Annotated in this window: 13 protein-coding genes; 4 read left to right on the top strand and 9 right to left on the bottom strand. The window is 60.0% G+C overall.

Annotation, left to right across the window (positions count from 1 at the left end; genetic code table 11):
- Positions 1-241 precede the first annotated feature (241 nt).
- Positions 242-1,654: a cytochrome c oxidase accessory protein CcoG gene (ccoG, locus tag AC07O1_RS06765; RefSeq protein WP_494991506.1), complete on the top strand. Its 1,413-nt coding sequence runs from the start codon at positions 242-244 to the stop codon at positions 1,652-1,654.
- Positions 1,655-1,789: 135 nt separating this feature from the next.
- Positions 1,790-3,199: a GntR family transcriptional regulator MpaR gene (gene mapR / locus AC07O1_RS06770; RefSeq protein ID WP_495088303.1), complete on the top strand. Its 1,410-nt coding sequence runs from the start codon at positions 1,790-1,792 to the stop codon at positions 3,197-3,199.
- Positions 3,200-3,602: 403 nt separating this feature from the next.
- On the opposite strand, the gene AC07O1_RS06775 is transcribed toward mapR, so the two are convergent.
- The 7 genes from AC07O1_RS06775 to tpx all read right to left on the bottom strand — a co-directional run bounded on the left by AC07O1_RS06775 (position 3,603) and on the right by tpx (position 16,384).
- Positions 3,603-4,349 carry an SDR family oxidoreductase gene (locus AC07O1_RS06775; protein WP_495088304.1) on the bottom strand — a complete coding sequence of 249 codons (747 nt, stop codon included), beginning with the start codon at positions 4,347-4,349 and terminating at the stop codon, positions 3,603-3,605.
- Between the two features lie 90 nt (positions 4,350-4,439).
- Entirely contained in the window at positions 4,440-6,521 is a 2,082-nt protein-coding gene (locus AC07O1_RS06780) for a putative bifunctional diguanylate cyclase/phosphodiesterase (protein ID WP_495088305.1), read from the bottom strand.
- A 178-nt stretch (positions 6,522-6,699) separates the two neighbouring features.
- Positions 6,700-8,193, bottom strand: a complete 1,494-nt coding sequence (locus AC07O1_RS06785; protein ID WP_495088306.1) for an efflux transporter outer membrane subunit — start codon at positions 8,191-8,193, stop codon at positions 6,700-6,702.
- Positions 8,190-11,297, bottom strand: a complete 3,108-nt coding sequence (locus AC07O1_RS06790) for an efflux RND transporter permease subunit (RefSeq protein WP_495088307.1) — start codon at positions 11,295-11,297, stop codon at positions 8,190-8,192. Before AC07O1_RS06790 ends, AC07O1_RS06785 begins: the two co-directional genes overlap by 4 nt.
- Positions 11,294-14,395, bottom strand: a complete 3,102-nt coding sequence (locus AC07O1_RS06795; protein WP_495088308.1) for an MdtB/MuxB family multidrug efflux RND transporter permease subunit — start codon at positions 14,393-14,395, stop codon at positions 11,294-11,296. Before AC07O1_RS06795 ends, AC07O1_RS06790 begins: the two co-directional genes overlap by 4 nt.
- Positions 14,392-15,708: an MdtA/MuxA family multidrug efflux RND transporter periplasmic adaptor subunit gene (locus tag AC07O1_RS06800; RefSeq protein WP_495088309.1), complete on the bottom strand. Its 1,317-nt coding sequence runs from the start codon at positions 15,706-15,708 to the stop codon at positions 14,392-14,394. The genes AC07O1_RS06795 and AC07O1_RS06800 overlap by 4 nt, the downstream gene beginning before the upstream one ends.
- 175 nt (positions 15,709-15,883) lie before the next feature.
- Positions 15,884-16,384 carry a thiol peroxidase gene (gene tpx, locus AC07O1_RS06805; protein WP_495011888.1) on the bottom strand — a complete coding sequence of 167 codons (501 nt, stop codon included), beginning with the start codon at positions 16,382-16,384 and terminating at the stop codon, positions 15,884-15,886.
- A gap of 621 nt (positions 16,385-17,005) precedes the next feature.
- Between tpx and AC07O1_RS06810 the strand changes: the two genes are divergently transcribed.
- Together AC07O1_RS06810 and AC07O1_RS06815 are read left to right on the top strand one after the other, a co-directional pair.
- Complete coding sequence (locus AC07O1_RS06810; protein ID WP_494991497.1) at positions 17,006-17,200, top strand: hypothetical protein; 195 nt, start codon at positions 17,006-17,008, stop codon at positions 17,198-17,200.
- Positions 17,201-17,343: 143 nt separating this feature from the next.
- Complete coding sequence (locus AC07O1_RS06815; RefSeq protein ID WP_495088392.1) at positions 17,344-18,744, top strand: DUF1254 domain-containing protein; 1,401 nt, start codon at positions 17,344-17,346, stop codon at positions 18,742-18,744.
- A gap of 198 nt (positions 18,745-18,942) precedes the next feature.
- On the opposite strand, the gene AC07O1_RS06820 is transcribed toward AC07O1_RS06815, so the two are convergent.
- Positions 18,943-19,437 carry a DUF934 domain-containing protein gene (locus tag AC07O1_RS06820; RefSeq protein ID WP_495088310.1) on the bottom strand — a complete coding sequence of 165 codons (495 nt, stop codon included), beginning with the start codon at positions 19,435-19,437 and terminating at the stop codon, positions 18,943-18,945.
- Positions 19,434-21,107, bottom strand: coding sequence for a nitrite/sulfite reductase (locus AC07O1_RS06825; protein WP_495088311.1), 1,674 nt, complete (start codon positions 21,105-21,107; stop codon positions 19,434-19,436). The genes AC07O1_RS06820 and AC07O1_RS06825 overlap by 4 nt, the downstream gene beginning before the upstream one ends.
- Between the last annotated feature and the right edge of the window lie 49 nt (positions 21,108-21,156).

The raw sequence follows: 21,156 nt of genomic DNA on the forward strand, positions 1-21,156 counted from the left end.
ATTCGCAGGCCAACGAGGGTGGTTCGGTGACTTGACTGATCCGGATTACAGGCAGCGGCCAGCGCCTGCGTCGGGGGCTGTCGTGTCGCTGTAATGGGGACGCCAAGGGTGCTGCAACTTGTCGCAGGCAAGCGTCTGGCGCTCATCTGATCCGCTTTTTATTCCGATACCTGAGTCTGTTATGCAAACAGATCGCTCGTCATAGTGCAGCTGCCTGATGGAGGCTGATGAGCGAAAGACCATGAGCGATAGAATCCCCGTCCGACTAGTAGAAACATTCGAGCCTTCGCGTCCAAAGATGAAGGCCAAATCCAGCGACAACCTGATTCACACCCGAAGCTTCACCGGTTTGTTCCGCACCTTGCGGGTGAGCGGTGCAGGCTTTTTGTTCCTGGCGTTCTTTGGCACCGTGTGGCTGAACTGGGGTGGCCGTCAGGCGGTGCTCTGGGACTTGTCGGACAGCAAATTCCACATCTTCGGTGCTACCTTCTGGCCGCAGGATTTCATTCTGCTCTCGGCGCTACTGATCATCTGCGCCTTTGGCTTGTTTGCGATCACCGTGTTCGCCGGGCGAGTCTGGTGTGGCTATACCTGTCCTCAGAGCTCCTTTACCTGGCTGTTCATGTGGTGCGAAAAGGTCACCGAGGGCGAACGCAACCAGCGAATCAAATTGCAAGCCGCGCCCTGGGGCCTGAACAAGCTGATGCGCCGCTCGGTCAAGCACACTATGTGGCTGGCCATCAGCCTGCTCACCGGCTTGACCTTTGTCGGTTACTTCACGCCAATCCGGCCGCTGGCCAACGAGCTGCTGACCCTGCAAATGGGTGGCGTCAGTCTGTTCTGGGTGCTGTTTTTTACCGGTGCGACGTACATCAATGCCGGTTGGTTGCGCGAAGCGGTGTGCATGCACATGTGCCCCTATGCCCGCTTTCAGAGCGTGATGTTCGACAAAGACACCCTGACCATTTCCTACGATGTTGCCCGCGGCGAAAATCGTGGCCCACGCAAACGCGGCGTGGCATCGGCCGAGGTTGGGCTGGGTGACTGCATCGACTGCCAACTGTGCGTGCAGGTCTGCCCCACCGGTATCGATATCCGTGACGGCTTGCAGATGGAATGCATAGGTTGCGCAGCCTGTATCGATGCCTGCGATTCGATCATGGACAAAATGGGTTATGCCCGCGGGCTGGTCAGCTATACGTCGGAGCATGAGTTGCAAGGTGGCAAGACTCACCTGCTGCGCCCACGACTGGTCGGCTATACCGTGGTGCTGCTGCTGATGATCGGCGCATTGGCCCTGGCGTTGGTGGAACGGCCGATGGTCTCGCTGGATGTGAGCAAGGATCGTGGCCTGTTCCGCGAAAACAGTCTGGGCCAGATAGAAAACATCTACAGCCTGAAGATCATCAACAAGACCCAGCAACGCCAGCAATACAACCTGGCCCTGGTGGATGGCGATGGCTTCCAGTTGCAGGGCAAGACGGAGCTGAGCCTGGCGCCGGGCGAGATCGTGGATATCCCCGTGTCGGTGGCGATGACAACCGACCGCCCAAGCAGCAGCTCGCAAAAAATCAGCTTCATGATCACCGACAGCGATGACCCGAGCGTACACAGCGTCGCGCAAAGTCGTTTTGTTGCGCCGTTGAATCGGTAGACTCTCTAGCAAGCGCTTCGCGCTCGATCGCGGGCAAGCCTCGCTCCTGCATGGTGTACGCAATTCTGTAGGAGCGAGGCTTGCCTGCGAAGCAGTCAGCCGAATATTTCTGTATGACACTGAACCGGGCCTTAGATGAAACGCTACGAAAAATTCGCTGACGACATCGCAGAACTGATCCGCTGCGGGGTGCTCGGCCCTGGCCAGCGCGTGCCATCGGTGCGCTATGCCAGCCAGACCTATGGAGTCAGCCCGTCCACGGTGTTCCAGGCGTATTACCTGCTGGAACGTCGCGGTCTGATCCGTGCCCGACCGCGCTCCGGTTACTTCGTCAACACCCACGCGCCGAGCCCGTTCTCGGAGCCGGTGATCAGCAGCCAGGTCAACGAATCCACTGAAGTCGATGTCAGCGAACTGGTGTTCTCGGTCCTTGATTCGATCAAGGACCCGACCACCATCCCCTTCGGCTCGGCCTTCCCCAGCCCGACCCTGTTCCCGCTGCAACGTCTGGCCCGTTCACTGGCCAGCGCCAGCCGCGAAATGGACCCACGGATGGTGGTCACCGACATGTCGCCGGGCAACCCGCAACTGCGTCGGCAGATCGCCCTGCGCTACATGGTCGGCGGCTTGATGCTGCCCATGGAAGAACTGCTGATCACCAACGGCGCCCTCGAGGCCCTGAACCTGTGCCTGCAAGCGGTGACCGAACCCGGTGACCTGGTGGCCATCGAAGCCCCGGCGTTCTATGCCAGCCTGCAAGTGCTGGAACGACTCAAGCTCAAAGCCGTGGAAATCCCCGTGCATCCACGGGACGGCATCGACCTTGGCGTCCTGGCGCAAACCCTCGAGCGCCACCCGATCAAGGCCTGCTGGTGCATGACCAGCTTCCAGAACCCCATGGGCGCGACGATGCCCGAGGCCAAGAAACAGGAGCTTGTTGAGCTGTTGCGCACTCATCAAGTGCCGCTGATCGAGGACGACGTCTACGCCGAACTCTATTACGGCCAACAGGCACCGAAACCGGCCAAGGCTTTCGACACCGAAGGCCTGGTGATGCACTGCGGCTCCTTCGCCAAAAGCCTGGCTCCCGGCTACCGTATCGGCTGGGTCGCCGCCGGGCGCTATGCACAGAAAATCGAACGCCTGAAACTCATGACCTCACTCTGCGCCTCGATGCCTGCCCAGGCCGCCATCGCCGACTACTTGCAACACGGCGGCTACGACCGCCACTTGCGCAAACTACGTTACGCCCTGGAAGAGCAACAAAGCGCCATGCTCGCCGCCATCGCCCGCTACTTCCCGGCGCAAACCCGCGTCAGCCAACCGGCCGGCGGCTACTTCCTGTGGCTGGAACTGCCGGTGCAGATGGACTCATTGAAGTTATTCCAGATGGCACTGGCCCAGGGCATCAGCATCGCACCGGGGCCGATCTTCTCGCCAACCCGGCGGTTCAGGAATTGCATTCGGTTGAATTACGGCAGCCCCTGGAACGAGGCTGCCGAGAAGGCGATGGAGACGCTGGGGCGGATTGTGCGGTCGTTCTAAACCGATGATCGTTGTGATCGTTCCCACGCTCCTGCGTGGGAATGCAGCCCGTGACGCTCTGCGTCACTGCCGAAGCGGACGCAGAGCGTCCAGTGAGGCATTCCCACGCAGAGCGTGGGAACGATCCAACTCCCCCACCCTAATCACCAAGTGGATTGATCTTCAAGACCGGCCCTATGGATCGTTCCCACGCTCCCGCGTGGGAATGCAGCCCGTGACGCCCTGCGTCACTGCCGAAGCGGACGCAGAGCGTCCAGTGAGGCATTCCCACGCAGAGCGTGGGAACGATCCAACTCCTCCACCCTAATCACCAAGTGGATTGATCTTCAAGACCGGCCCTATGGATCGTTCCCACGCTCCCGCGTGGGAACAATCATTAAACAGACGATGCAGCTCTAAAGCCCTACCTCCCACCGCCCAGATCCAAAAAAGTCCCGGTCGCATAGGAAGCCTTGTCCGACAGCAGCCAGATAATCGCCTCGGCCACTTCATCGGGGCGGCCGCCGCGGGCCATCGGAATGCCGGATTCGAGTTTGCTGACGCGGTCCGGGTCGCCGCTCAGGGCGTGGAAATCGGTGTAGATGTAGCCGGGGCGCACTGCATTGACGCGGATACCCTCGCCTGCCACTTCTTTGGAAAGACCGATAGTGAAGCTGTCCAGTGCGCCTTTGGAGGCCGCGTAGTCGACGTACTCACCGGGGGCGCCCAGACGCGAGGCGACGGAGGAGACGTTGACGATACTGCCACCCTGGCCGCCGTGTTTGGGGGACATGCGCAACACCGCATGCTTGGCGCAGAGAATCGGCCCCAACACATTGGTTTTCATGACTTGGAGAATACGAAACTCGGACATTTGATCGACCCGGGATTTGTGCCCCACGGTGCCCGCGTTGCTGACCAGTGCCGTCACCCGACCCAGTTCGGTATCGACCCGATGGAACAGGCCGATGACTTCGTCTTCGATACTGACATCGGCGCGCACGGCAATCGCCTGGACACCCAGCGCGCGGACTTGCTCGAGCACCTGCTGAGCGGCCAGCTCGTCCGCCTGGTAATTGATGCAGATCCGATAACCCTGCTGCGCTGCCAGAAGTGCAGTGGCCGCGCCGATACCGCGGCCACCGCCGGTGATGACCATGACTCTGTCCATGCTTGTTCCCCCATTCAAACCTTAAGCATTGACTGCACAATACCTGCCAGCGAGTGCTTTTGCATGGGTTCAAGTCAAGCACATCGCAGTTCAACTTGCCGCCAGTTGCTCCGTCCTATGGATATCTGCCATGAAGCGCTCCGCTGGCAGCGGATGCCCGAGCAGGTAGCCTTGCAACGAATCGCACCCTAACTGGGTCAGGAAATTTTGCTGCACATCGGTTTCCACGCCTTCTGCGACGATTCGCAGCCCCAGCGCCTGACCGAGGGCGACGATGGCTGAAACGATGGCGGCGTCATCGCTATCGTGTTCCAGATCGCGGACAAAACCACGGTCGATCTTCAATTCGTTGGCCGGCAAACGCTTGAGGTACATCAGGCTCGAGTAGCCGGTACCAAAGTCATCAATGGACAAATCGACGCCCATTTGCGAAAGCTCCTGGAGGACCGTCATGCTCGCATCAGCGTCGCTCATGGCCGTGGTTTCGGTGATTTCCAGGGTCAGGCTGTTGGCCGGCAAGTGGTGGCGCGCCAACGCGCCGGCGACGCTTTTCACCAGCCCGGCATGACAAAACTGCAAAGCCGACAGGTTCACCGCGATACGCCAGTCGGTGTAGCCCTGCACGTACCATTCACGCATCTGGCGGCAGGCTTCGTTCAAAACCCACTCGCCGATCGGGATGATCAGACCGGTCTTTTCTGCCAGATCAATGAATTTGTCCGGCAGCATCATGCCATGCTGCGGGTGTACCCAACGCAACAGGGCCTCGGCACCTACTGGTTGGCCGTTGCAGGCATCGAACTTGGGTTGGTAATACAGACTGAATTGCTCGTGCTCGACGGCGGCACGCAGGTCTTGCAGCAATTGCAATTGTTTACGGGCGTCGGTGTTCATCGAGGCGTCGAAGAAGCGATAACCGTTCTTGCCGGTACCTTTGGCGTGGTACATCGCCGCGTCGGCGTTCATCAGCAATTCTTGTGCGGTCTCACCGTTACCGGGGTAAACGGCAATACCCACGCTGGCGGAGATTTGCAGGTCATGCTCGGCCACCCGAAACGAGCGCGAAATCAGCCCGACCTGGCGCGCCGCCAGGCGCAGGGCATCATCCGGCTCGCCGAGCTGCACCAACAACACGAATTCATCGCCACCGATGCGCGCCAGCGTATCCTGACTGCGCAAATCCTCGCGCAGGCGCAGGCCGACTTCACGTAGCAACTGGTCGCCCATGTGATGCCCAAACGCATCGTTGACCGGTTTGAAGCCATCCAGATCGAGGAACATCAACGCAAAACAACCGCCCTGCTCGCGCACCAGATGCATCGCCTGATCAATGCGATCGGCCAGCAGAACCCGATTCGGCAATCCGGTCAGGGTGTCGTGCAGGGCCAGCTGGGTGAGTTCCTGATTGGCCAGGGTCAGCGAGTAGGCCAGATCGGCAGTACGGGCTTCGAGGCGGGCGTCGAGGACCGAGGTCAGCAACGCGATGCACAGCACCGCCAGGGTGGTGACCAGCACCAGATTATCCAGGCCCTTGCTGCTCAGGCCGTCGAGCGCTGCACCACAAAAGCTGCCGTCGGCGAAACGCGCTGCGGCCATGCCGGTGTAATGCATGCCGACTATCGCGATGCCCATGATCACTGCCGCGCCGCCACGGGCAAACATGACGTAAGGGGTATTTTGACGCAGCCGGAAGGCGATCCACAACGCAGCGGCTGAAGCCCCGACGGCGATCAACAAGGACGCGCTGAACAGCGCCGGGTCGTAATCGATACCCGGCTGCATGCGCATGGCGGCCATGCCGGTGTAGTGCATGGCGCTGATCCCGGCGCCCATGATCAGGGCGCCGAACGCCAACTGCCAGGCCGGCAAACGTGGCTGGCTGACCAGCCACAGGGCAAAACCACAGGACACAATGGCGATCAGCAGGGATAACAGGGTAATCGTGAGGTCATACCCCAAGTCAACCGGCAACTCGAATGCCAGCATGCCGATAAAGTGCATCGACCAGACACCCACACCCATGGCCAGCGCCCCGCCCGCCGTCCACAGATGAACCGCCCGGCCCCTGGCCGTAGCGATGCGTCCGGTGAGATCCAGAGCGGTATAGGAAGCGAGAATCGCTACACTGAGGGAGATCAAGACCAGGGCGGGGGAATAACTACCAATGAGCATGGGGCTTCTCGTGGCCAATGAGCCGAACGGCGTCCATGCTCGGTGTCAAAGTGGCGATTGTACCGATTGCGCTACAGAACGCACTGAGAAAAACTATCAATAGGCCATTAGTCGATAATCCGCTTATGTAGCAGCTGGCGAAGCCAGCTGCTACAAAACCTGCCTGTATCTTTATCCCCTACTCCTTCTCACTCACCTGCATCTGCCCATCCCAGCCACCGCCCAACGCAGCGATCAGTTGTACGCTGGCAATCAAGCGGCTTTGCAGCAGGGTCAGCACGCTGCGTTCGTTGCTCAGGGCAGTGGCCTGGACCACCACCACATCGAGGTAGGCGATCAAACCGGCCTTGTACTGGTTCTGGGTCAGACGCAAGGATTCGCGGGCTGACTCCAGGGCTTGCTGTCGCACCGCCGCTTCGTCTTCCAGCACCTTGAGCTGCACCATGAAGTTTTCCACCTCGCGAAAGCCATCGAGCACGGTCTGCCGGTATTTGGCCACGGTCTGGTCATACACCGCTTCAGTGCGATCGACCTCCGCCGAGCGTTGGCCGCCGTCGAACAGGGTCATGGCCAGTTTCGGTCCCACCGACCAGAAGCGGTTTGGCAGGCTGATCCAGTCGGCGAAGGTACTGCTGCTGTAACCGCCGCTCAGGCTGAGAGTCAGGTCTGGAAAGTAGGCTGCTTCAGCTACGCCGATGTTGGCATTGGCGGCAATCACCGAACGCTCGGCCGAAGCGATGTCCGGACGCCGCTCAAGCAGCTGCGACGGCAGACTCAAGGGAATCTGCGGCAACGCGGGGATGTCCTGAGTCTCTGCCAGGTTGAACTCTGCCGGCGGCACCCCCGTCAGTACGGCGATGGCGTTTTCCAGTTGGGCGCGCTGCCAGATCAGGTCGATGAGGTCCGCCTGAGTGCTTTTTAGCTGGGTTTGCGCCTGGGCGACCGCATCCTTGCCGGATATGCCGGCGCGGTATTGGTTTTCGGTCATTGTCAGTGAGCGCTGATAGGTCTCGACCGTCGCTTCCAGCAGGCGCTTCTGTTGATCCATCACCCGCAGTTGCAGGTAGCTCTGCACCAGCTGTGATTGCTGGCTCAGGCGCATTGCCGCCAGATCCGCAAAGCTTGCCTGGGCACTGGCCTCATTGGCCTCCAGGCCGCGACGCAATTTGCCCCAGACATCCGCCTCCCAACTCACACCCAACTGGGTGTTGTAAGTATCGCGAATGCCGCTGCTGGAGCTGGTCAAGCTCGAACTGCTGCTGCCAGTGCCCTGACTGGAGCGGGTTTTCCCGGCGCTCAGGTTCACACTCGGAAAAAACGAACCTCGGGCGCTGCGAACCAGGGCCTGGGCCTGGCGGTACTGGGCTTCCGATTGGGCAACGGTCTGGTTGGCACTGTTGAGTTTCTCGATCAGTCCGTCGAGTTGCTGATCGCCGTATAACTCCCACCAGGCACCACGGGCCAGGGAGTCGCTGGGGTTGGCCTGACGCCAGCCTTTGGCTTCTTTGAATTGGGCTGGAGCACTCAGTTCCGGGCGCTGGTAATCAGGGCCGATAGCGCAGGCGCTGAGCATCAACCCGCACAAGGTCAGGCTAAGCAGACGCGAACCGCGGGCCATGACCAGGCGTTGAGTGAACGGCACGGGGGCTTTGGGAGGCGAGCGGTCAGTCATAGCGGAGTTTCCAGAGCAGCATCGGTACGTATCCCGCGCCAGTGATTGAAGCGATGGCGCAGACGGTCGAGATAGAGGTAAACCACCGGGGTGGTGTAAAGCGTCAGTACCTGGCTGAAGATCAACCCGCCGATAATCGTCAGGCCCAGCGGCTGACGCATCTCCGCGCCCTCCGCGGTGCTGAGCAACAATGGCAAGGCACCGAGAATCGCCGCCAGGGTGGTCATCAGAATAGGCCGCAGTCGCAACAGGCAGGCGCTGCGGATCGACTCCAGCGGTGGCATGCCCCGCTGACGTTCAAACTGCAGCGCCAGGTCGATCATCAGGATCGCGTTTTTCTTCACCACGCCGATCAGCAAGAACAGCCCGAGCAACGAGATCAGGCTGAACTCGCCGCCGAACGCGTAGATCGACAGCAGCGCACCGACCCCGGCCGACGGTAGCGTTGAAAGAATGGTCAACGGGTGAATATAGCTTTCATAGAGCACCCCCAGCACCAGGTACACCGCCACCAGCGCGCCGAGAATCATCCACGGCTGACTCTTTTGCGCCGCGGCGAAGGCGTTCGCGGTACCCGCCATCTTGGCAATCACTTCTTCGGGTAGCCCGACCTTGGCAATGGCCCGTTCGATGGCCGCAGTACCCTGTTCGACGGTGACGCCTTCGGCCATGTCGAAGGTAATGCTTTCAGAAGCAAACTGCCCTTCATGGCTGACCCGGTCGTTTTCCAGGCTGTTTTCATAATGGGCGATACCCGACAGCGGGATGCGCTGGCCAGTGGCGGTGATCACCTGCACCTGATTGAGGGTTATCGGGTCCCGGGCGTATTTCGGGTTGACCTCCATCACCACCTGATACTGGTTGAGGCTGTCATAGATGGTGGAGATCTGTCGCTGGCTGTAGGCGTTGTTCAGCACTGCTGTGACCATGTTCATGTCAACGCCCAGGCGCTTGGCCTGGTCGCGGTCGACCACCAGCGTCACCTGCTGGGCACCCCGTCCCTCGCGGGCATCGATGGCCGTCAGCTCGGGCAAGGCCTTGAGCGCTTTGACCACTTTGGGGTACCACTCGCGCAATGCCCCCAGATCGCCACTTTGCAGGATGTAGGAATATTGCGAGGTGGTTTGCTCGCGACCACCACCAAATTGCAGATCCTGGTCGGCCATGAGCATCAATTGACTGCCCGGCACCTTGGGCACCGACTTGCGTAGACGCTCGATGACTTTCTGCGCGGAAACCTGCCGCTCCTTGATCGGTTTCAGACGCACCAGCATGAAAGCGTTGTTGGTGCCGTTGTTCCCACCAATAAAGCCGGCGACACTTTCTACCGCCGGGTCGGCCAATACCGCGCGACGGAAGGTTTCCATCTTCGGTTGCATCACGTTGAACGACATCCCGTCATCACCGCGCACAAAGCCAATCAACTGACCGGTGTCCTGTTGCGGCAGGAAGGTTTTGGGCACTACCACATACAGCGCGACGTTGACCCCGATAGTGATCAGCAGGCTGAACAAGGTCAGGCGCCGATGATGCAACACCCAGTCCAGGCTGCGCGCATAGCCGCTGACCATCCACTCGTTGGCCCGCTGGCTCCAGCGTTGCAAGCGATTTTCCTGGCCGGGGTTGTGGGGCTTCAGCCAGCGCGCGCAGAGCATCGGCGTCAGGGTTAGCGAGACCACCAGCGAGACCACGATGGACGCTGCCAGGGTGATGGAAAACTCGCGGAAAAGGCTCTCGATGATCCCGCCCATAAACAGAATCGAGAGAAACACCGCCACCAGCGAGACGTTCATCGATAGCAGCGTGAACCCCACCTCCTGGGCCCCCCTATACGCCGCTTTCATCGGCGAAATGCCTTCGTCGATATGCCGGGAAATGTTCTCCAGCACCACGATCGCGTCGTCCACCACCAGCCCGGTGGCAAGAATCAGCGCCATCAGCGACAGGTTGTTCAGGGAAAACCCATAGAGGTACATGATGGCGAACGTGCCGACCAGCGACACCGGTACCGCCAATGTAGGGATCAACGAGGCGCGCAGCTTTCCGAGGAACACAAACACCACCACAATCACCAGTGTCACGGCGATCAACAGGGTCATTTCCGCTTCGTGCAAGGTGGCCTTGATCACCGGCGAGCGGTCCATGGCCAGGTTCAGTTTGACGCTGGCCGGTAACACTGCCTGCAACGCTGGCAGCTGGGCCTTGATCTCGTTGACCGTTTCGATGATGTTAGCCCCGGCCTGACGGTTGATCACCAGCAGCACCGCCGCGTCATCGTTGAAAAAGCCGCTGTTGTAGCGGTCTTCGACGCCATCGCTGACCTTCGCCACATCACTGAGGCGCAACGCCGAGCCGTTCTGGTAGCGAATGATCAGCGGCTCGTAATCCCTGGCTTTCTCCAGTTGGTCGTTGGCCTGCACCAGCCACATGCGCTGGTCGTCTTCGACCGAGCCCTTGGGTCGGCGCACGTTAGCGTTGGCGATGGTCGTACGCACATCGTCCAGTGCCACGCCGTACTGGTTAAGCAACTGCGGCTCCAGCTCGATGCGCACTGCCGGCAGCGAACTGCCGCCGATCTGCACTTCACCCACCCCCGGCACCTGGGACAGGCTTTGCGACAGAATGGTCGAGGCCAGATCATAGAGCTGGCCCTTTTGCAGCACATCCGAGGTCAGCGACAAGACCATGATCGGTGCCTGGGACGGGTTGACCTTTTTGTAGGTTGGCATGCTGCGCATACCACTGGGCAGCAGGTTGCGCGAAGCGTTGATCGCGGCCTGCACTTCCCGCGCCGCGCCGTTGATGTCCCGATCGAGGTCGAACTGCAGGATCACCCGGGTCGAGCCCTGGCTGGAACGGCTGCTCATGGTGTTGACCCCGGCGATGGTGCCGAAGGAACGCTCCAGCGGCGTTGCCACGGTCGACGCCATGACTTCCGGGCTGGCGCCAGGCAGGCTCGCCTGAACCACGATCACCGGGAAGTCCATCTGTGGCAGCGGCGCCACCGGTAGCAAACCGAAGCTCACGCCACCCAGCAGCAGGATCGCCAGGCTCAGTAACATGGTCGCTACCGGCCGGCGAATGAAGGGTCCGGACAGGTTCATGGCTCAACCGGCTCCAGACGATCCGGCGCCGGCCGCCAGCGCCGGGCGAGACGGTCGAAGTACAGGTAAATCACCGGCGTGGTGAACAGCGTCAGCACCTGGCTGACCAACAAACCGCCGACCATCACCAGGCCCAGCGGTTGACGCAATTCAGCGCCGGAACCGGTGGCAAGCATCAAGGGCACGGCGCCGAACAGTGCGGCCAGGGTAGTCATCAGAATCGGCCGGAACCGCAGCAACGCCGCTTGATAGATCGCCGCCTCCGGGTCCATGCCCTGATTGCGTTCGGCATCGAGGGCGAAGTCGATCATCATGATCGCGTTCTTTTTCACGATACCGATCAGCAGAATGATGCCGATGATCGCGATCATTCCCAAATCATTGCCGCTGAGGATCAACGCCAGCAAGGCGCCAACCGCCGCCGAGGGCAAGGTCGAAAGAATGGTGACCGGGTGGATGTAGCTCTCGTAGAGCACGCCAAGCACGATGTACATGGTCACCACCGCCGCCAGAATCAGCAGCAAGGTGCTCGACAGCGACGCTTCAAAGGCCTGGGCGGCGCCCTCGAACCGGGTCTGCACGCCGATCGGCATGCCGATATCCTGCTGCACCTTATTGATCAGCTGTACCGCCTGTCCCAACGCCACGCCGGGCGCCAGGTTGAACGACATCATCACCGCGGGGAACTGGCCGATATGGGTAATCGCCAGTTGCGCCTGACGCTCCTCGATATGGGCCAGGCTGGACAACCGCACCTGACCGCCAGCGGTGGTTTTGACGTGGATCTGCTCCAGGGCCTGCGGACCGATCTTCTCGCCGGACTGCGACTGCAGCACCACGCGGTATTGGCTGGCCTGGGTGTAGATGGTGGAAATCTGCCGCTGGCCGAAGGCGTCATACAGTGCATCGGTGATGTTCGACACGGACACACCAATGCGCGACGCTGCATCGCGGTCGATCACCAGAAAGACCTGCAAACCCTTGTCCTGCAAATCGCTGGCAACGTCGGTCAGCTCCGGCTGCCTGGCCAGCGCTTCGACCAGCCTGCCGCTCCAGAGGCTGAGCATGTCGGCATCCGGCGACGACATGCTGAACTGATACTGGGTACGACTGACCCGGTCTTCGATGGTCAAATCCTGCACCGGCTGCATGAACAGCCGGATGCCCACCAACTTGTTCAGTTCCGGCTGCAAGCGCGCAATCACTTGCGTTGCGCTCTGGCCACGCTCGTTATGGGGTTTGAGGTTGATCAACAGGCGCCCGCTGTTGAGCGTGGCGTTATCGCCGTCGACGCCGATGTAGGACGACAGGCTTTGTACGGCCGGGTCTTGCAGAATGATTTTGGCCAGTTCCTGCTGACGCTGGCTCATCGCAGCGAACGAAATCGACTGCGGCGCCTCGGAAATGCCCTGGATCACCCCGGTATCCTGCACCGGGAAGAACCCCTTGGGCACCACCATATACAGGAACACCGTCAGGCCCAGAGTGGCGATGGCCACCAGCAGGGTCAGTGGCTGGTGTTTCAGCACCCACTTCAACTTGCGCCCGTAGGCGGCAATCATCCAGTCGATCCAGGCGCCGCTGGCACGGTAAAAACGGCCCTGCCCTTGCTCCTCGGGGTCACGCTTGAGCAAACGCGCGCACATCATCGGTGTCAGGGTCAGGGAGACGACCAGGGAAATCAGGATCGCCACCGCCAGGGTGATGGCGAACTCGCGGAACAACCGCCCTACCACGTCAGCCATGAACAGCAGCGGAATCAATACCGCGATCAGCGACAGTGTCAGCGAGATCAAGGTGAAGCCGATCTGCTTGGCGCCCTTGAGCGCCGCCACTAGCGGGCTGTCACCCTCCTCGATGAAGCGCGAGATGTTCTCCAGCATGACGATGGCGTCGTCCACCACAAAACCGGTGGCGATAGTCAGGGCCATCAGGGTCAGGTTGTTGATCGAGAATCCGGCCAGGTACATCACACCAAAGGTACCGATCAACGACAGCGGTACGGCAACCGACGGAATGATCGTCGCGCTGGCCCTGCGCAGAAACAGGAACGTCACCATGACCACCAGTACGATGGCGATCAGCAGTTCGTGTTGCACGTCGGTGACCGAGGCGCGGATGGTCTGGGTACGGTCGGTCAGCACGATCACGTCAAGGCCGGCCGGCAAGTTGTCGGTGATGCTTGGCAACAATGCCTTGATCCGGTCGACCACTTCGATCACGTTCGCGCCCGGTTGACGCTGGATGTTCAACAACACGGCCTGGTTTTGATTGGCCCAGGCGGCGAGACGTTCGTTTTCGGCACCGTCGACGATCTGTGCCACGTCCTTCAGACGCAGCGGAGCACCGTTTTTATAGGCGAGGATCAGCTCGGCGTAGTCTTTGGGCGAGGTCAGCTGGTCGTTGGCATCGAGCATCGAGACCCGGGTCGCACCGTCGAAGTTGCCCTTGGGCTGGTTGACGTTAGAGGCACTGACCAGGGTGCGCACGTCCGAGAGGTTCAAGCCGTTGGCCGCCAAAGCCTCGGGATTGACCTTGATCCGCACCGCCTGACGCTGACCACCCGCGATGCTGACCATGCCGACGCCACTGATCTGGGCGATCTTCTGCGCCATGCGGGTATCGACCAAATCATTGAGCTTGGGCAACAGCATGGTCCTGGAGGTAATGGCCAACGTCAGAACCGGGGTGTCCGCCGGGTTGACCTTGTTGTACACCGGCGGTGCCGGCAGATCCTTGGGCAACAGGTTGGTGGCGGCGTTGATCGCGGCCTGCACCTGCTGCTCGGCGACATCCATATTGATCTCGAGGCTGAAACGCAAGGTCAGCACCGAGGCGCCGCCAGAACTGGTCGAGGTCATCTGGGTCAGCCCTGGCATTTGCCCGAACTGACGCTCCAGCGGCGCAGTGACCGCACTGGTCATCACATCAGGGCTGGCACCGGGGTAAAGCGTCATCACCCGAATGGTCGGGTAATCGACCTGGGGCAATGCCGAGACCGGCAACAGCCGGTAGGCGATCAGGCCGGCCAGAATAATGGCCAGCATACTCAGGGTCGTGGCCACCGGACGGAGGATGAACAGCCGTGAGATGTTCATGCGCCGCCCTTTATCGCCTTGCCAGTGGCTGCTGGTTCAACTGCGCTGCTCGCCGGTGTGCCTTGCAGATCCTTGGCCGGGGTGGCCGGAATCTCCTGGCTGTCGTTGACCACTTCCACCTCGCTGCCCTCTTTCAGGCGATCGGTGCCCTCCAGAACCACACGATCACCCGGGCTCAGGCCTTCGTTGATAACCGTTACATCGCCGTCGCTGGCACCCACCTTCAACGGCAGGATCCTGACCTTTTTATCGCCGTCCATCGCGTAGACAAAGGTACCGTTGTTGCCGAACTGGATCGCTGCCGACGGCGCCAGCACTACGCCTTTCAAGGTATCGGCGAGCACGCGCACATTGACGAACTGATTGGGAAACAGCGTTTGATCACGGTTCTCGTAGCGCGCCTTGAATTTCAGGGTTCCGGTGGTGATGTCGATCTGGTTGTCCAGACTCTGCAAGACGCCGGTAGCCTGCAATTTCACGTCGCCGCGGTCCCAGGCTTCCACTGGCAATCGGGCACCGCTGTGGAAGCGCTCAAGGACCGTCGTCAGGCTGTTTTCCGGCAAGGTGAAGGCCACGCTGATCGGCTGAGTCTGGGTAATGATCACCAGCGCCGTGGTGTCATTGGCCGCCACCAGGTTACCGACGTCCAGTTGACGCAAGCCCAGACGTCCGGCAATCGGTGCGCGAATCCTGGTGAACTCCAGGTTGAGCCTGGCGTCATTGACCGCCGCCTGATTGGTCTTGACCGTGCCCTGATACTGGCCCACCAGCGCCGCGGCGGTGTCCAGCGTCTGTTTGGCGATACTGTCTTCGGCGTACAGGCCGCGGTAGCGCTCAAGGTCGACCAGGGCATTTTTCAGTTGCGCCTGATTCTGCAGCAAGGTGCCTTCGGCCTGAAGCAGGGCATTCTGGTAGGGACGCGGGTCGATCTCGGCCAGCAAGTCGCCGGCCTTGACCATCTGCCCTTCCTCAAACGCGATCCTGACCAGCTCGCCAGCCACGCGACTGCGCACATTGATGGTATTCAACGCCGTGACGGTACCCAGTGCTTTGTAGTACAGCGGGAAATCTCCACGCGTCACTGCCGCCACGCGTACCGGAACCGGTCCGGCGGACCCGCCGAAACCCGGGCGCATGAGGCCGGACTTGCCGGTATGCCCGGTGCTGGCTTTCTGCGCTGCGGCTTCTTTGTGAGCAACGTCGGTTGGCCAGAACTTCCAGCACAGACCAGCGATGACCAACAGGACAAGCAGGCCAAGCAGCCAGCGACGGGGGTTACGGGAAGCAGTGGATTGCATGGAAGGATCAACCATTGGGCGCGTGAGCATCTTCTACTGAAGGCTGAAAGATAAGCACTGGCGGGGATTTAGCAAAGCGCCTTTACCGGCAATTTACGTTGGGCTTACGTTCGTCAGTGCTTGCTAAACCACTGACGCACAAATAAAAACGGCCTGGACAAGGCCAGGCCGTCAATAATCGTAAAACCTGTTACTTCAAAACGGCCAACGCCGCTTCGTAGTTGGGCTCTTCAGCGATTTCCTTGACCAGTTCGCTGTGCAGCACAGTGTCGTTTTCGTCAAGGACGACAACGGCACGAGCAGTCAGGCCTTTGAGTGGACCGTCAGCGATAGCCACGCCGTAGTTCTGGATGAACTCGACGCCACGCAGGGTGGACAGGTTCTGGACGTTTTCCAGACCTTCCGCGCCGCAGAAACGCGCCTGGGCGAACGGCAGGTCAGCCGAAATGCACAACACAACCGTGTTCGCCACGTCGTTGGCCTGGGCATTGAACTTGCGCACGGAAGTGGCGCAGGTCGGGGTGTCGATGCTTGGGAAAATGTTCAGCACTTTGCGCTTGCCGGCAAAGCTCGCCAGGGTAACGTCGGACAGATTGCCAGCAACCAGGGAGAACGCAGGCGCCTTGGAACCGGCTTGCGGCAGCTGGCCGTTGACTTGAACCGGGTTGCCTTTAAGAGTGACTTGAGCCATGAACGGAGTCCTTTTGAGAGGAGTTGTGGTGAGAAATCTTGAACATTTCGCGGAGCCAAAGTTAAACACGAAAGTGCTTTGCGGCCTATCCCGTATTGCTGACAAATAACTCCCGTTCCATTACCTGAAATGTCCTGCTCATGACTGTAATACACGCTCGTCAGCAGATGCAGGTTTCTACGTTGAATGACGGACCGTCTATCGCGGGCAAGCCTCGTTCCCACAAATATGACGCGATCCTCTGTCGGAGAAGGCCGGGCAACACTTCTATGCCCAAGACACAAGCTGGCGAAGCCTGCGTTCAAGTGCGCAGCGGTCGAAATTGAGTGAACCGCCTGTTTTCAGAAAGAAAGCGCTCGCCGGTTTTACGACCGCTACGCGCTCGAACGCAGCCTTCGGCAGCTGCTATGAAGAACTTGCCCGTCCGCCCCCTCAACCCCGGCAAAGCCGTGCACAAAACCCAACGAATTAATGCCTTCCACTGGCTAAGTCGACTTTCCCTGCTAGCTTCATCAGAAGCGTACTGCTGGAGTCCTAGAGCGAAAAGCTATATCAATCGACCATGAAGTGCCGAGTCGTCCACTGAGCACGAAGGAATCGGGGAATGATAAGGAAGTTGCTATGAATGTTTTTCTTCGCGCAGCGGGTTTCAGCCTGATGGCGCTTTTCGCAAGTTGTGGCGTCGGTGCTCAAGCTCAGTCTCTGGACACTCGCCTCGGCCCAATCAACATGCAGGGCGAACTGCCGTCCCGCGACGCCATTGCCAAACGCTACGCCGAACTGGACTTTCAACTGGCTATTCAGGCTTATTTGTGAGCCTTGCCGCTTGTGTGTTCAGCTACTTGCCGCTGTATGCGCCAACCGGTGCCTGTTTCGACAAAAGCTGGAAACCCGACGGCATCATGGCTGTGGAATAACGCCTGAAAACCGGATGAGTTCATGAGAAGGACGAAGCAATGATCATTGAAAGACCGACACGCCTGTTGCTCGCCAGCCTTTCGCTGCTGCTGAGCAGCACTGCCTGGGCCGACTTCAGCGCCACACCCGCCGAAGCCCGGGCAATTGCCAAAGAGGCGTACCTCTATGGCTTCCCGGTGGTGGAGATGTACAAGACCCTGTACACCCAGGCCGTGGACAAAAAAGCTCCGAACTACAAGGCACCGTTCAATCAGATCAGCAATACCGCCATGCTCTTCACGCCCAAGGACACCGCCTTCCTCACCCCTGACTCCGACACGCCCTACTCGTTCGTCTGGATGGACCTGCGAACCGAACCTGTGGTCCTGACACTGCCGGCGATCGAGGAAAGTCGCTATTACTCGGTCCAGTTGATCGACCTTTACACGCAGAACTTCGCCTATCTCGGCACCCGTAGCACCGGCAACCAAGGTGGCCATTTCATGATCGCCGGCCCCGACTGGAATGGTCAGCAACCGGTCAACATCGACCGGATGATCCGCAGTGAAAGCAACATTGCCTATGCCATGTATCGCACGCAGTTGTTCGACGAAAAAGACCTGAACAAGGTCAGACAGATACAGAAGGGATACAAGGTTCAGCCCCTGAGCCGCTACCTGGGCGAACCTGCGCCCCAAGCGGCCTCCAGGGTAGATTGGCCAAAACCCGAGGCCAACATGAGCGACAGCCCGGAGCTGTTTCGCTACCTGAACTTCATGCTGGCCTTCGCTGCACCGCAAGCGGTTGAAGGAGACCTGCTGGCGCGCTTCGCCAAAATCGGCATCGTCGCCGGACAACCGTTCAAGGTCAGCGACCTGAGTGCCGAGCAGCGCAAAGCCCTGGAGGCCGGGATCGCCGACGGCAAGGCCGAGTTTGCCGCACTCAAGAAGGACAAGGTCGACACTCACCAGGTCAACAGCGGTAATCTATACGGCACCCGAGACCGCCTGAACAACAACTACCTGTACCGCTATGCCGGCGCCAGGGTGGGGATCTTCGGCAATTCGGCCGAAGAGGCGAATGACATCGTTTATTTGGTCGACAACAAGGGCAAGCCGGCCAATGGCGCGAAACGCAGTTACACCCTGCACTTCGACAAAGATTCACTGCCGCCGGCCGACGCTTTCTGGTCACTGACCATGTACGACGGCAAGAGCCAGTTGCTGGTGGCCAACCATATGAAGCGCTACCTGATCAACTCGCACCTGTTGCCGAACCTGAAACTCGATGCCGACGGCGGCCTGACCCTTTACCTGCAGCACTCAGAACCGGTCAAGGACAAAAAGAGCAATTGGCTGCCGGCGCCGCACGGACCGTTCTATGCCGTGCTGCGGATCTACCTGCCCAAACCGGAAGTGGTCAGCGGACAGTGGAAAATGCCGCTGCTGACACCCATTGAGTGACACGCCGTGAACATGCGCCTGATTGTTGGCTGGCCTCAACAGCGTCACGTTCAAGAACCAGACCTGGGGATTCGGCGTTGAAGTAAAGAGTGCCGAATCAACGATGATGGTGTGATGGTCATTTGTGGCAAGGGAGCACGTTCCCTCGCCACAGGCCCTATGCCTGGCATTCCAGCGTGTCAGCTCAATAGCCCCCCTCTAACGCCTGCGAAACAACGGCCGTGGCTCGATCACCGAGCGGCCGTACAACACGCTCATCCCGGCCAGGCCCTTGAGGGCATCTTCGGCGGATTTGTCTTCACGCACCGCGAACGCATCGAAGCCGCATTGGCGCATATGGCTGAGCTGATCGCGCAGCACATCGCCAATTGCGCGCAACTCGCCCTGCCAACCCAAACGAGTGCGCAGCAGATAAGCCTGGCTGTAGGCACGGCCGTCGCGAAAGCTCGGGAAGTCCAGGGCAATCAGCGGCAGGCTGGAAAACCAGGGCGTCAGGTTTTCCACTTCGTCGTCAGGGCCGAGCCAGACGCCCACGAGCGCCGTCGTGGTTTGAGCACTGCGGGCAAGCCACTGGGGTAGCGGCAGGATCAGCGGTCCACTGGGCAACTCATCCGCCGCGTCACGAACCAACTGCCAGGGATCGTCGCGCACCCACTCGGCGACACCCTCTCGCAAACGCAACACATTGTTCATATCGAGACCTCCAGGACCTTCGGATAGACCCTTTCCTTGAATGGCTCCAGGCCAATGCGTTGCAAGGTATCGACGAACAGCTCTTCGCTTTCCCGGTAAAGGACAAAGGTCGCGATGATGCGCTCGATGACCTGCGGTACTTCGGCGGCGCTGAACGAAGGGCCGATCACCTTGCCCAATGCGCTGTTCTTGCCCTGGGAGCCACCGAGAGTGATCTGGTACCACTCACTGCCGTTTTTATCGACGCCAAGGATGCCGATATTGCCGATGTGGTGATGGCCGCAGGCGTTCATGCAGCCGGAGATATTGAGGCTGATATCCCCCAGATCGTGCAGGTAATCGAGGTCATCGAAACGCGCTTGAATGGCCTGCGCGATGGGGATCGACTTCGCGTTAGCCAAGGCACAGAAATCACCACCGGGGCAGGCGATGATGTCGGTCAGCAAGCCGATATTGGCGCAGCCCAGCCCCTGTTCATTGGCCAGACGCCAGAGCGCATAGAGATCGGCCTTGGGCACATCCGGCAGGACGATGTTCTGCTCATGGGCGATACGGATTTCGCCAAAGCCGAACTGCTCGGACCAATCGGCGACCGCTTCCATTTGCTCAGCGGTGACGTCGCCGGGCGGTGAGGCAATACCGGGTTTGGTCGACAGCACCACACTGGTGTAGCCCGGCACTTTATGCGGCTGCACGTTGCGCGAGACCCAACGGGCGAAAGCCGGGTTTTCACTCAGATGGGTGCCGAAGTCCAGATCGGTATCCACCAGTGGCCGGTAGTTCGGCGGTACAAAGGCGCTGGCGACGCGCTCGTACTCGACGTCAGTCAACTGCGCCGGGCCATCCTTGAGGTGCTGCCACTCCTCCTCCACTTCCCTGGCAAAGGCTTCAATGCCCAAGGCTTTGACCAGAATCTTGATCCGCGCCTTGTACTTGTTATCGCGTCGGCCATGGCGGTTATAGACCCGCAGCACCGCTTCGACATACGACAGCAAGTGCTGCCACGGCAAACCCTCACGAATCTGCAAACCAAGGATCGGCGTGCGTCCCAGACCACCACCGACAATCACCCGCAGCAGCATCTGGCCGCCGCCATCGCGGTAAAGATAAAGACCGATGTCATGCATCATGATCGCCGCCCGGTCTTGGCTGGCCGAGCAGATGGCGATCTTGAATTTGCGTGGCAGGAAGAGGAATTCCGGGTTGATGGTCGACCACTGCCGCAGGATCTCCGCCAGCGGCCGCGGATCGAGCAGCTCGTCGGCGGCGACCCCGGCAAAGGCTTCAGTGGTGATATTGCGTACGCAGTTGCCCGAGGTCTGGATCGCGTGCATCTCGACCTGGGCCAGACGCTCGAGGATGTCCGGCACCTGAGCCAGTTCAATCCAGTTGAATTGCATGTTCTGCCGGGTAGTGAAGTGACCATAGCCACGGTCGTAATCCCGGGCGATGCTCGCCAGGGTGCGCATCTGCTGCGCGCCGAGGGTGCCGTAGGGAATCGCGACCCGCAGCATGTAAGCGTGCTTTTGCATGTACAGGCCGTTTTGCAGGCGCAGCGGCAGGAACTCTTCCTCGCTCAACTCACCCACCATGAAACGCTCGACCTGATCGCGAAACTGCGCGACCCGTTCAAAGACCAGGGCACGGTCATAGTCGTCATAGTGATACATGGTCCTACCTCATCAGTGCTGACCCCAAACTCTCACATCACGTAGCAGC

The sequence above is a fragment of the Pseudomonas sp. GW821-FHT07G10 genome, from assembly GCF_059418545.1.

Coding starts and splice junctions, on each gene's coding strand:
- AC07O1_RS06825 (WP_495088311.1), bottom strand. CDS start 21,107: ATGTATCACTATGACGACTATGACCGTGCCCTGGTCTTTGAACGGGTC.
- tpx (WP_495011888.1), bottom strand. CDS start 16,384: ATGGCTCAAGTCACTCTTAAAGGCAACCCGGTTCAAGTCAACGGCCAG.
- AC07O1_RS06775 (WP_495088304.1), bottom strand. CDS start 4,349: ATGGACAGAGTCATGGTCATCACCGGCGGTGGCCGCGGTATCGGCGCG.
- mapR (WP_495088303.1), top strand. CDS start 1,790: ATGAAACGCTACGAAAAATTCGCTGACGACATCGCAGAACTGATCCGC.
- AC07O1_RS06800 (WP_495088309.1), bottom strand. CDS start 15,708: ATGGTTGATCCTTCCATGCAATCCACTGCTTCCCGTAACCCCCGTCGC.
- AC07O1_RS06820 (WP_495088310.1), bottom strand. CDS start 19,437: ATGAACAATGTGTTGCGTTTGCGAGAGGGTGTCGCCGAGTGGGTGCGC.
- AC07O1_RS06790 (WP_495088307.1), bottom strand. CDS start 11,297: ATGAACCTGTCCGGACCCTTCATTCGCCGGCCGGTAGCGACCATGTTA.
- ccoG (WP_494991506.1), top strand. CDS start 242: ATGAGCGATAGAATCCCCGTCCGACTAGTAGAAACATTCGAGCCTTCG.
- AC07O1_RS06810 (WP_494991497.1), top strand. CDS start 17,006: ATGAATGTTTTTCTTCGCGCAGCGGGTTTCAGCCTGATGGCGCTTTTC.
- AC07O1_RS06785 (WP_495088306.1), bottom strand. CDS start 8,193: ATGACTGACCGCTCGCCTCCCAAAGCCCCCGTGCCGTTCACTCAACGC.
- AC07O1_RS06780 (WP_495088305.1), bottom strand. CDS start 6,521: ATGCTCATTGGTAGTTATTCCCCCGCCCTGGTCTTGATCTCCCTCAGT.
- AC07O1_RS06795 (WP_495088308.1), bottom strand. CDS start 14,395: ATGAACATCTCACGGCTGTTCATCCTCCGTCCGGTGGCCACGACCCTG.